Here is an 11851-nt window from a genome sequence, read left to right on the forward strand (position 1 = left end):
CATCAGAACTTGGAGCAAAAAAGACCAATAGAGGCATACAGCGTGAGGCCATAACAAATTATATTGAAACGCTACTAGATATCGTTTTTTGATGTTTTGAGTAAGTAGACCTTTACATAAAAGCGAACTGATAAGTTCTATAAGTTTCTTTTCCAAGACATCGATATAAACAATTACCTTTAAATTCCAGTTCGCTATTTACAGATATTTCTACAAGTGCCGCTATTTTTCACCGGGCACCCGAGGGGATTTTCCCCGAGCCCTAACACCAATACAAGGGAGTAACATCCTGCACGCCACAAGAATATTAACCACTCATTTAAGTAGCAAATCCCGAGTAAGACTTTATTTTTTAAAAAATATTCCTTTTCGAAAAATTACAAAATTTTAAGAAAAATGGTGACTACAATTGCGCCCCCATTACCTTTTTGTTTCCCGCTCCATTTTTTTTCAAACTTTCCCTGTGCTTCTGAAAAGCTTCTCTATACTCAGATCAGTCGGCTGAGTGTCCGTCGCAAGATGCAACAACTCGAAAGCTCATTACCGATTTATTATCAGCAGGCTGATCCTAAAAACGGGGCTCTATCAAGCTCCAAAATTCTCACCCGTAAACCATGAAATAACCTGGGCGATAGCCCCCCTATCGTCATTGGTCTACTCGAGGAGTACGTTCATGTACCAACCATATGCATATGCTCAAGGGATCTTTGGACAACCACAAAACTATGCCGTACCTCCGATTAATCCGGTCGTCGGACTCACTCCCCCCCAGCCATACCTACCGCTTCAACAGTTAGCACCACAAGGATTGCTGGGAGAGTTTATTAGCCGTGCAGCTCCGGTAGTTGGTGGCATTGTCGGTGGACCACAAGGTCAATTGATCAATGCACTCGGCGGATTGGGCCAAGTACTGCCCTTCCAGGCCGCACCACAGCTTCCACAACAGTTAGCGCCCCACATTCCTCAGCAGCTTGCTCCACAAATTCCACCTCAGTTCGCCCCCCAAAACTATCTCAGCGAATTGATAAACCGCGCGGCCCCTGTTTTGGCCAATTACATCAATAACCCTCAGGCACAGCTAATCAATGCAGCCGCCCAACTAGGGCAGCTCTTACCCTATCAAGCCGCTCCGCAACTGCCACCGCAAGGTCTCCTCGGTGAGTTGATTAGTCGTGCCGCACCTGCTCTTGGCAACTACATTGGCATGCCTCAACAAGGTCAACTCCTTAACAACTTGGCGCGCCTCAACCACCTGCTGCCCTACCAGGCCGCACCGCAATTCACGCCACACCTCGTTCCTCAGACCTATATCGGCCAACCGGTAAATCAACTGGCACCTGTGGCTCCAGAGCAGTATGGGTCGGTCCCCCCGCAGGCTTTTGCACCACTGAGTCAACCGGTGCCATTCCAGGCTTTCCCGCAGCCGCCACAGCAACCTTTTCAGAATTTGAGTGGCATCGGGCAACCACTACCCTATCAGGCAATGCCGCAACCCAACTCAGCCTTTCAGCAACAAGCTTATCTGCACTAAAAATGATGCAAAAAGGGGCTTCACGCCCCTTTTCCTGGGGGTGGGTTCGCCCCTGCCCTACTTTGGATAGCGCAGTCACAATGAGAAGAAAATGAAGAAGTTTGAGCAATATGTAGCCGTACCCAATCGTAAGCTATCAGCTAGCACACTGGAGCTAGAGGAGCTGGTGAAGGAAGCTTCAAATTGCCCCGATGTTAAGGACGTTACTTTGCGCAAAAGCAACGTCACCCTTGTGGCTACACCCGATGCCGTCGACGACCTAAGAAAGAAATTGAGAGGCAAAGTAATTATTGATCCGGATCAACCTGTCCACCCTCTCAATTGAGATTGAAACCCACTCGATTCACCACTTTCAGACGTTTCACACGCGTACTAAATCAGTACCGCACTGAAAGCGAAGGAACATGAACATGACTGAATCCCGACAAGAAAAGGCCGCAGGAGAACCTTCGGTCGAGGTTGCAGAGAAAGTCGAGTTACTTATTTCACCCCGCCGCAGCCTGATGGCTAAATCCATGGGCGTGCAGCCATTGAGCTCGGGCTCAATGCACCATGTGATTTCCACTATTGCCAGGCAGGCAGGTTGTGAGGTGCTTCGTGAAATACGCCCCGGCAGAAAACTAAAAACGCTGTCCTCAGCCGATGAGGCCACCAATATTTACAAAGTCCGTATGGATGTGGATGCTGCTGCGGCACTTTACCAGACCACTCCACCAAACGTCGCCGTTGAACTGGACTCACTTCTCTCTTACGGGCAAGCGAGTTATTCACCGACCTTTTCCGCAGTTTTTGCCCAGCAACCCGGACTATTGCGCGAATACCATGTCCAGGCTCAGCAGGTGCACTTCCGCGTTATCGGCGCAAAAGGTGAGCCCATACGCGACGCGCAAATAATTGTTGAAAGCGCGGGCTTTCCCCAGGAGGGGGTCACTAACAATAAAGGGGAAGTTGCGCTCAGTATTTTTGCGCAAAGCGGCGGCGCTCAAGTGAAATCACTTCTGATCCGTCCCGCCAAAGATTTCTGGAACAAATATATTCGCAGCCCTTCCCTGTCGCTCACCGGTGTGAACCTGGTGAAACTCCAACCCCTAAGCGAAGCCATACCCAACTTCCCCAATGATGCCTCCTATGGCTGGGGGCAAAAGTACATGGGCCTGGACCAGCTACCCGATGAATACACAGGCAAAGGTATCAAAATCGCAATCATCGATTCCGGTGCGGACAATAAGCATCCGATACTGAGCCATTTAAAGAATGGTATCGATGTCACCAATAATTACGATACCGATAGCTGGGCAGAAGATATCGTCGGCCATGGAACCCACTGCGCGGGAATTATTACAGGCCAACCCTCTGGCTCCGAAGCAATACGCGGATTTGCTCCTGAAGCCGAAATCTATGTATTCAAAGTTTTCCCCGGCGGGCAATTTAGTAGCTTGATTGATGCACTCTCACATTGCATAGAGCTCGGCGTTGATGTGGTGAATATGAGCCTGGGCAGCTCTGATTCATCAGAGGCTGTTGAGCAGCAAATCGAGGAAGCGGTCCAACATGGTATCGCCTGTATAGTTGCCGCAGGCAACAATGGCGGGGCAGTCCAGTATCCAGCCAGATCCCCAAATGCTATGGCTGTAGGCGCTCTTGGAATGCTAAATGAATTCCCCAAAGATTCCTGGGAAGCGCAAACAGTAATACCCTCAACAGCATCAGCCGACGGTCTATTTGTTCCTAGGTTTAGCGCTTTCGGCCAGGAAATTTCTGTTGCCGCACCTGGTGTGGGTATCATTTCGTCTGTGCCTGACAAAGGCTTCGATGTTCAGTCAGGTACATCAATGGCCGCGCCGCATATTACCGGTTTGGCAGCACTACTACTTGCCCACCATCCATTATTTAAAGGTGCGCTCCGGCAGAAAGATGTATCCAGAGTGACCGCCTTATTCCAACTGATCCAATCCTTGGCCGCACCAATGCCCCTCGGGGCAGAGAGAGTTGGCGCAGGTGTTCCCAAGCTTTTCGGTATCAACTCAGCTTTTGAGTCCGCCAAAGAGCAAGCAAGGGCCGCGGGTACTCATGCCGCAACCGCGCAAGGCCCCTCCCCAGCCACTCCATACTCTGGGTTTACTATGAGTCCGTTACAGGGCTACCCCCCTCAAGCTACACCCAGTTGGCAGGGGCAGTTTGTGCCGGGAGGCTATTACCCTTCCGAAATAGCCGCGGTTAACCCCCAGCAACCAATGGTAAGCAGTTTTCCAGATGGATTTGCCCTGAGCGCCTACGGTATGCAGTTCGTTGATCCCCGCGCAATCAGATATTGGTAGCTCTGTCGCCATCGTTAGTTAGACTGCAAAAGACCCTTCAAGACCGCAGCTATGCTGCGGTCTTGTTCTTCGTAGCGCTCAATTCCCACTTAGTCGGCATGCCTGCCCACTAACCCAGCCCTCTCAAAAGATGTTTGTGACGGCCCACCCATATCTATCTTCTTGTTTACTTATACGGAAGATGCTTACTAGTATGTGCCACTATATGATAACGACTTTGTAAGTGTATTCTTTTTAAGTGGTGCATATCTGAAAACCAATCCAATGAAACCTGGCGGCACAAAACTGTCACCTCATAACTGGCTAGCTTGTGACCAGTTTGCTTGAAGATGACACAAGGGCACCTGTAGGCTTAGATACTGTCGAAACGACTAATTGTTGGATTTCCCGCTGAAGAAATGATGCTTAAACGATTACTAACACTGCCGCTATTACTCGCCACTCTATCCCCTGCTGTTCAGGCTTATGAGATTCTTTACAGTGCAGAGATCTCACCCAACTCCAAGCTGGCTGAGGTGGAAATGGCGCTCAGCGGTGATGATATGCCAAGTAAGCTCGTTCTAAACTTGCGCTCTGGCCGCTATCAGGACCTGGAAAGTGACACCCCCCTAAAGATCGAGGGCGACAAAGCAACCTGGCAACCCGAAGGGAAAAACCCCGTCCTCAAGTACCGCTTTGTCATAGACAACCAGCGTAACAACGGTGGCTACGACTCACGGATCACCAAAGACTGGGCAATTCTCCGCAGCGATAAATTGATTGCACCGGTATCGGCGACCAGCCGTGGCCGCTCTACCGCCCGCCTTAAGCTGGAACTTCCTGACCAATGGTATGCAGCCCTACCCTACCCTGAGATCGAAGATAACCTATACGAGCTATCTGACCCCAAGCGTAAGTTTGTAAGACCCAAGGGCTGGATGATTGTAGGGAAAATTGGCAGTCGGCAGGATATGATTGCCGGCACTGAAACCCGTGTTGCAGGCCCTAAAAATGAGAACATTCGGCGGCAAGACATCCTGGCCTTCCTAAATTGGAACCTGCCAGAGCTCAAGAAAATCTTCCCCCTCTTCCCTGATCATCTATTGATCGTAACCGCTGACGACCCCATGTGGCGCGGTGGACTGTCGGGGACACGCTCTCTATATATGCATGCTGATCGACCATTGATCAGCGGCAACCGCACCAGCAGCATGATCCACGAGTTAGTTCATGTGGGCACGGGAATTCACGGCGACGATGAGAGCGATTGGATTGTAGAGGGACTGGCTGAGTTTTACTCCCTGGAGATTTTAAGGCGAACTGGTGGCATCAGTGAAACCCGCTATCAGGAGGCAATGAATAAACTGATCAAATGGGGTAAGAAGGCTCCTTCACTATTAGTCGAACGCTCGTCCGGCCCCATTACCGCCCGTGCGGCCGGGGTAATGCAGCAACTGGATAAAGAGATTCGTGAGGCCAGCAATGGCAAGGCAAGTATTGATGACGTCGCACAAGAACTGGCTCGAACACGCGGTGAAGTGACTCTGGAAAGGTTTAGGTCCCTGTCTGAGAAAGCAGCCGGTAGACCCGTGGATGCATTAGCCACAGAAAACCTGACAGACCGGACGAAAGGCTCCAGTAAATAGCAGACAAAAAAAAGCCCTGACGACGGGGGGGGAGAGCGTCAGGGCCAAGACCATTAGGAGTGAAACTTGGAGGATTTCATCCTTGCTTCCGGGTGGCAGCCATGTGAGCCACCCTACCAGCATTACTAAACACGTTGGGGGAGATGTGTTAGCCAGATAAAGACAGTATCGAACACAGGTCACAGATTGCCAGCACACCTGAAGATTAATTTAGAACAAATGGAAATAGGTTCTTGAGCACCAGCGCTAAAAGTTATTACAGCCCTCCCCCACCATCAGAAGGTAACTTTTCCTACTTTTTTTCACTTGTTTGCAACATTGATGAAAACAATGCTTGACTAATCCTCTAGAGTCCCTAAAATGGCGCCCACTTACACAGCGAAACGCACGTAAGTATAAGAAAACGCTAGGATTTTTCAGATTTATCAGATAGAATTCGCAGCGTTCTTTTCCGCCAAAGGCGGATAAAAAGGCTAGGTGGCAGAGTGGTCATGCAGCGGACTGCAACTCCGTGTACGCCGGTTCGATTCCGACCCTAGCCTCCATTTTCCTCTTCATTGCAGTATCCTGTTGAATGCAATGAAAGTGAGAATGAAGGGCAACTATTAAACATCGCCCTCTCTCGCAAAGGATCTGCCCGGGTGGTGGAATTGGTAGACACAGGAGACTTAAAATCTCCCGGCTTCACGGCCGTGCCGGTTCAAGTCCGGCCCCGGGCACCACTAGATCCTTATAGTTTCACAGTTATAAACCTTACGATATAGGCTTTTTGAGCCGGCACCCCCTCCCTTTATAAATACGAACCTCAGCAGTTAATATTTTTGTTGGCTGGGCAGAGTTCTATAAGTTACCGGCTCCCAACTTTCCCTGTCCGGATTAAGAAACACATTTAGAGAGCACCCCGCCACCCATCAAAGATTTTCCAGCCGGGCTACCGATCCACGACAACTAACACGACATCGCCATTTACGACCGGGATTTTTCTCACCGCAGGAAGCCAAATATCACCTGTACCTGGGAAAGTAAGATGAAAAGCATTTATTACACTGTGGTTACACTTACCGTTTTCTTGGCAGTCTAGCGAATTTAATACAGGCGCTTAGCCTATATGAGGAGCCCGATTCGAACTAAAGGACGCAGCCGTCGACCAAGGCCACACCAAGAAGGTATTCGTTAATATTGATTGCCGCTCTACCCCACCGCCACTTCAGCTGGCGGCAATCAAACCCATAACGCTTTCACCTGTTTTCAATCTAGAATCACCCTTGAAGACTACAGGGAAAGCGGCAAGCAGATTTACCGGACATCCGAGAAATATCAATCCCGGCAAATAAAACCACTTGAGTTACTACACTCATTGGACATCCGCGGGACTAGATAGACCTGCCTCCAGAACCAGAAATGAAATAGCTTGCACGGATGAGAATAAAAAAAACCGGCTTGGGGGCCGGTTCAAGAAAGGATGGTTGCTGCATAAAAACCAAAGCAGCTACGAATATATTACCCGTCAAATCAAAATACTGTCAATACATACAGCTGTATATAAGAACAGTTTACGGTGATTTATACGCCAATTTAAGGGGCGGGCTTGGGGCATTTAGCATCGAGCTTTACCACTCTTTTGGTGACGGGCTGGGGAGGGCTATCACATTTCAGAACCCAGACACTGTAGTGGGGACAAAATTCTGGCAAACCTATATTTCCTTAAATGAAATGTGTGAACTGGTTTCAATTTAAAGAAATCGGCCCACTCAATACAGCGCTAAAATCTGATTTGTTTAAGGAGGAAAGAGTGCACTTGCATAGCAGCGCTCCGGACTCAGGTATCCCGGAACGCTATTGTTTAACGAGCCAGTATTGTAAAGTGCGAAACTCAGGTAAGCAGTGGAGTGGAGCTACTCTGAGTACAAGAGAGCTTTCGTATCTATCGCCACCTTCAAGGCATACAACTTATATACAGATCTCGCGTAGATTCATCACCTAATATGCACATATGCCCTTTAATGTCTTTGTTCAATCAGCAACCACCCGCATAGCGGGTGGTATGGTGAAAGCCCCCAGAGGGGGCTATTTACAACCCGGCCAGTTGCATCTGCTCTTGCCGGCGTTCTTCAACCTCTTGATTCTTGATGTACTCTCGAATCATTTGCTCATCAAGACCTACTGTACTCACGCAGTAGCCCCGAGCCCAAAAATTCCTTCCTGTGAAATTTCTCTGCACATGCTTGTACTTCCGAAATATCTGGATCGCAGATTTCCCTTTCAGAAACCCAACCGTATTGGAAACACTTAACCTTGGAGGAATCATTAACAACATATGAATGTGATCCCTCATTGCGTACCCCTCGACCAACTCAATGCCTTTTTGACGACATAAGTCCCGGAATATTGCTCCAATCTCACGTCTCCAAATAACGCTTTCTTTCGATACTTGGGCACAAATACCACATGGTACCTGCAATAATGTTTCACGTGAGCTTGGCACTGCCAATCTCGCATATGGCCTCCTTAAAGAACTTGCCGGTTCATGGAGGCCATATTTTTACTCTGCACGCCGGAACGGCAGAGCCTTATCAAGTCTCACCGCCTGAGGCGGTGGTTTACCTATTTGTTAATTAGCTTGATTTAGCAGGTTATACTTCACCAAAGAGAAAGCGGCTACTCATAAGTTGCAATACACAGTTATCCCAGGAAGCATTTCAAGCTTTGCGTGGTACCCACCAAGGGTAAAAAATGGTCAATCGCAAGATGCAGTGAACCGTGTTTTTATGCATAACTTACAAAAAAGAGATTCCCATGAAGATAAAGACATCACCCATAGAAACGTTAATTTTCGCAATTCTCGCTATTTCACTTTCCAATGCCAGTTATGCAAAGGACGCTGAACAGGTTGAATTTCTGAACCCAACAGGATCAGCCTCAAAGCTACCGTTTTCAGAGGCTGTAAAAGTTGGCAACCAGCTATTTCTTTCTGGCCAAATAGGGCTTTCACCGGAGACTAAGCGGTTAGCCCAAGGGGGATTCGCTGCGGAGACCAAACAGACTCTAGACAACATAAAGCAAACTCTGGAGCGCTATGACTACGAAATGAAAGATGTTGTTAAATGCACGGTCATTTTAACAGATATCAAGAATTTCCCTGAATTCAACAATATCTACCAGAAAGCTTTTGCCTCCCCCTACCCTGCAAGGACTACTTTTGCAGTGGAGTCCCTAGCGCTGGACGCCCAAATTGAAATTGAGTGCATCGCTGCCAAGTAGTCAATATTAAAACTGGGAGTGCCAGACTAATCCCCCTAATTGACTCATTAGGACTTTTACTGCGGTCTAAATTCTCTAGTATACGCTTGCACTTAAACTCAACGCACAGGGTCGCCTAAGCGACCCTGTGATATCTAGACAATAAAACAACCCTACTAACTTATCTAAAAGTTGAAATCATCCAGCTTCCACCAGCAGTGCCCATCGCCAGGTATATCAAAGCCAGCTGATGTAATTCGGCCTTAAAGCGGCTGTATCCATTAAATACAAAGGAACCAAAATTGGGGTCAAAAAGTCTCCAGGTATTACCATTCTGTACTTGAATTGCAATTGCATGGCCGCTGTTGGGGCCCAGGAATCCTATCAATGCAAAGCCTTGATTAAGGCGGGCCATCCCCTGCCGTATCCATCGCAAAAATGTGGAGAAAGGCTCAAATGGATTCAACTGATGCCCACGGGCGATACAGTGCTCGGTATACCCATCTGTCCGACAGATCGTCCTTAACCCTGACGATATACCCATCACATTTCCCTGGATCTGCTGTTGCGCGGAAATTGCCCTTTGCATTGTATAGATAGGCTGCCCAAAGGTGGTGGTCGACCCACCAACAGCCCTTAAAAACATACCTGGAGTTGCTCTGTTGAGGGCGTTTCCAATTCCCGTATTATGGTAACGCTGTTGCAGTCCTGCCTGGAGGTGCATATTTATATGACCACCGGGTTGCAAGCCGAGTCTCACCCACATGTAGGATAATGCGTAACAAACTCCACGCCTGACGTCATTGTGGACACCGGGTTGGATGTAATTTGCCTGATCCAATAGAAATTCTGTTTCTGTTAGTTTCGGATTGAACATGGAGGTCTCCCTATTCTTTAGAGATAGTGGACTTTTGCCTATCCGCGGTATCGCGGCCCATGTTCTATTTTTCTTACCTACAGTTTTATCTCTATCAATTTTCCTGCGGCTTTTTTAGCTTTAAGTCACTTTAAAAAGTAAACTGGAATTTAATTACACTTGGTTACAGTTGGCTTTTCAGGGCATAAAGAGCAAAATATGATACAAACTTCCAGTTTAAATTGCGTTTGGATATGTGCAGAAAGTTATTTATTTTTAATCATATACGAGTGCAAGTATTGCGCTGGTAATAACAAACTCATCAGAACAGTGAGCTATCAAATGCCAGCGCTAATATATCTGTTGAGAAGGCTGCGGAATCTAAATTCAACCTTCCTATATGATATTAACTGGGAAGTTGAGTAAGGAAGAAATCTCTCAGGTTCTCACCCATTACTTTACGGATCTCTTCTTCAGTAAACCCTTGCCGAAGCATTTCTGCGGTAAGCACGCCCAGTTCACTTACGTCAAATGCAACCTTTACACTGCCGTCATAGTCCGACCCCAATGCGACATGATCCACACCCAGTGTATCAATGGCATAACGAATGGATTTAACAATGCTCTTGGGGCTTGTATCACAGACAGCACCAGGCCAGAAACCGATTCCAACCAAGCCTCCTTTGCCCGCTATCTCCTTCATTAGCTCGTCACTGATATTCCGGCGTGAGTTGCACGCCCCTTGAAGCCCGGTATGGGAAACAATCACTGGGCGCTCGGCAATATCCAAAACTTCGCGGACGACCTGCTCGGAGGAGTGGGCGACGTCAATCACAATAGAGCGCCTTTCCATCTCCTGCACTGCTTCCCGGCCAAATGCGCTCAAACCCTGCCCGCTTTCTCCATGCAGGGAGCCACCCAGCTCATTGTCGAAAAAGTGTTGCAACCCCATCACCCGGAAACCAGCATCGTATAGGTGACCGATGTTTTCGATCTTCCCTTCCAAAGGATGGGCACCTTCAGTGCCAAGGAGTGCGGCCAAAACCTCTCCGCCCTGCTTCCTTGCTACAAGCACCTGTTGTAAATCTGCCGCACTTTTGACGATACGTATTTGGTCAGGCGCAGATTGCTGTAGCGCATTAACACGCTCTGCATGATAGAGCGCCCGCTCATACAGGCTGCCCCACGCCTTTACTGGCCACGCCTGAGCAATGGCCAATAAGGTTATGTTATCGCCAGCTTTGCTGGAGTTCTTCTGATAGTTCTGCCCCCGGGGAGACTTGGTAACTGATGTGAAGACCTGGATACCCAGATTACCTTCTCTCGCCCGGGGAAGGTCCAGATGACCATAGTCGGCTCGCTTCCTCAAATCCCTGGCCCACAGGAAACTATCTGCGTGGAGATCACCTACCAATAGACTTTGGTGTAGCGCTTTAGCCTCAGGTGACAGCGCTGCAATTTTGCCCGGCTCTACTTTGTTCATCGACTTTTCAATAGCCGGAAGCAAAAGCCATTTCCAGCTGGCGAACAATATCACCACCATTGTTGTCAGAAGAATGAACCACTTGCTCATCTATTGTCTCCATTAGTAGAAATCCATGGGGAAGTTTGCACAGAGGCAACAACCTTCTTCGATCCATCAGGATCGCAGAATGAAGCAATTCGAGCGGTTGCTCAATAAGCAAGCAAGAGAAATAAAACTGTGGTGGTCGTGGAATAAGCGCTGGGACACCAACCTCGTACTTATCAGAAGAGAGAAAAATGAAGGACAAGCAGTGATCAAACTTTTACAACTGAACTTACTCGTATTATTCGCTCTATTCATGGGTGGTTGCGCCGCTTTATCGCCCAATTTTCAGCAGCCCGAGGTTGAGATTATTGGGCTGGAGCCGCTTCCTCCTGCCGTCGGCAGCGATCTGCGCTTCAGAATCCATTTGCGCATTTTCAACCCCAACAACCAAGAGCTACCCCTCTCCGGGATCTACTACAAGCTCAGTCTTGCCGGCCATAAAGTGATGACAGGAACCTCAAACAACTTGTTGCCCATTGCCCCCTATGGCCAGGATGATATCTCGGTAGACGCAACTGCAAGCTGGATGGGGTCTCTATTCGCCGCCGCTGAATTAGCGAATAGAGGGCAGCAATCGGTACCCTATGAACTTCAGGCAAAAATTGGCCTGAGCAGGTCCATTGTGCCTTCCATTACAGTGCAGCGAAGTGGCGAAGTTCGACTGAATCAGAATCCGGGCCTCTACCACTAGTCCAAGCCTACTCACTTTGG

General features: G+C 48.5%; 8 protein-coding genes, 2 tRNA genes and 1 pseudogene. 8 read left to right on the plus strand and 3 right to left on the minus strand.

The window, feature by feature from the left end; translation table 11 throughout:
• Positions 1-673: 673 nt before the first annotated feature.
• The 6 genes from ACJJIQ_RS08705 (at position 674) to ACJJIQ_RS08730 (ending at position 6196) form a co-directional block, all read left to right on the plus strand.
• Entirely contained in the window at positions 674-1531 is an 858-nt protein-coding gene (locus ACJJIQ_RS08705; protein WP_445364349.1) for a hypothetical protein, read from the plus strand.
• 91 nt (positions 1532-1622) lie between these two features.
• Positions 1623-1856, plus strand: a complete 234-nt coding sequence (locus ACJJIQ_RS08710; RefSeq protein ID WP_444927718.1) for a hypothetical protein — start codon at positions 1623-1625, stop codon at positions 1854-1856.
• A gap of 85 nt (positions 1857-1941) precedes the next feature.
• Entirely contained in the window at positions 1942-3849 is a 1908-nt protein-coding gene (locus ACJJIQ_RS08715; RefSeq protein ID WP_445364350.1) for a S8 family serine peptidase, read from the plus strand.
• Between the two features lie 398 nt (positions 3850-4247).
• The gene (locus ACJJIQ_RS08720; RefSeq protein WP_445364351.1) at positions 4248-5474 is read left to right on the plus strand and encodes a hypothetical protein; all 1227 of its coding nucleotides are present in this window, start codon (positions 4248-4250) and stop codon (positions 5472-5474) included.
• A gap of 471 nt (positions 5475-5945) precedes the next feature.
• A tRNA-Cys gene (locus ACJJIQ_RS08725) sits at positions 5946-6019 on the plus strand.
• 90 nt (positions 6020-6109) lie between these two features.
• A tRNA-Leu gene (locus tag ACJJIQ_RS08730) sits at positions 6110-6196 on the plus strand.
• A 1349-nt stretch (positions 6197-7545) separates the two neighbouring features.
• On the opposite strand, the pseudogene tnpA reads toward ACJJIQ_RS08730, so the two are convergent.
• Positions 7546-7973 (minus strand): annotated as a pseudogene (tnpA, locus tag ACJJIQ_RS08735) (IS200/IS605 family transposase).
• 297 nt (positions 7974-8270) lie between these two features.
• On the opposite strand from tnpA, the gene ACJJIQ_RS08740 reads away from it, so the two are divergent.
• On the plus strand, positions 8271-8735 hold the full coding sequence (locus ACJJIQ_RS08740; protein ID WP_444912980.1) for a RidA family protein: 465 nt from the start codon (positions 8271-8273) through the stop codon (positions 8733-8735).
• 160 nt (positions 8736-8895) lie between these two features.
• Here ACJJIQ_RS08740 and ACJJIQ_RS08745 read toward each other — a convergent pair whose 3' ends face one another.
• Both ACJJIQ_RS08745 and ACJJIQ_RS08750 read right to left on the minus strand, forming a co-directional pair.
• Positions 8896-9591 carry a YopT-type cysteine protease domain-containing protein gene (locus ACJJIQ_RS08745; RefSeq protein WP_445364352.1) on the minus strand — a complete coding sequence of 232 codons (696 nt, stop codon included), beginning with the start codon at positions 9589-9591 and terminating at the stop codon, positions 8896-8898.
• 385 nt (positions 9592-9976) lie between these two features.
• A complete protein-coding gene (locus tag ACJJIQ_RS08750) occupies positions 9977-11143 on the minus strand; it encodes a dipeptidase (RefSeq protein WP_444957572.1) in 1167 nt (388 codons plus the stop codon).
• 79 nt (positions 11144-11222) lie between these two features.
• On the opposite strand from ACJJIQ_RS08750, the gene ACJJIQ_RS08755 reads away from it, so the two are divergent.
• Positions 11223-11831 (plus strand): LEA/WHy family protein, encoded by a 609-nt coding sequence (locus tag ACJJIQ_RS08755; RefSeq protein ID WP_445364353.1) that lies wholly within the window; start codon positions 11223-11225, stop codon positions 11829-11831.
• The last annotated feature ends 20 nt before the right edge of the window (positions 11832-11851 follow it).

This window comes from Microbulbifer maximicatervae (SeqCode), assembly GCF_052468295.1.

Excerpts from the sequence above, each read along its gene's own strand:
- ACJJIQ_RS08705 (WP_445364349.1), top strand. The coding sequence starts at position 674 with ATGTACCAACCATATGCATATGCTCAAGGGATCTTTGGACAACCACAA.
- ACJJIQ_RS08710 (WP_444927718.1), top strand. The coding sequence starts at position 1,623 with ATGAAGAAGTTTGAGCAATATGTAGCCGTACCCAATCGTAAGCTATCA.
- ACJJIQ_RS08715 (WP_445364350.1), top strand. The coding sequence starts at position 1,942 with ATGACTGAATCCCGACAAGAAAAGGCCGCAGGAGAACCTTCGGTCGAG.
- ACJJIQ_RS08720 (WP_445364351.1), top strand. The coding sequence starts at position 4,248 with ATGATGCTTAAACGATTACTAACACTGCCGCTATTACTCGCCACTCTA.
- ACJJIQ_RS08740 (WP_444912980.1), top strand. The coding sequence starts at position 8,271 with ATGAAGATAAAGACATCACCCATAGAAACGTTAATTTTCGCAATTCTC.
- ACJJIQ_RS08745 (WP_445364352.1), bottom strand. The coding sequence starts at position 9,591 with ATGTTCAATCCGAAACTAACAGAAACAGAATTTCTATTGGATCAGGCA.
- ACJJIQ_RS08750 (WP_444957572.1), bottom strand. The coding sequence starts at position 11,143 with ATGAGCAAGTGGTTCATTCTTCTGACAACAATGGTGGTGATATTGTTC.
- ACJJIQ_RS08755 (WP_445364353.1), top strand. The coding sequence starts at position 11,223 with ATGAAGCAATTCGAGCGGTTGCTCAATAAGCAAGCAAGAGAAATAAAA.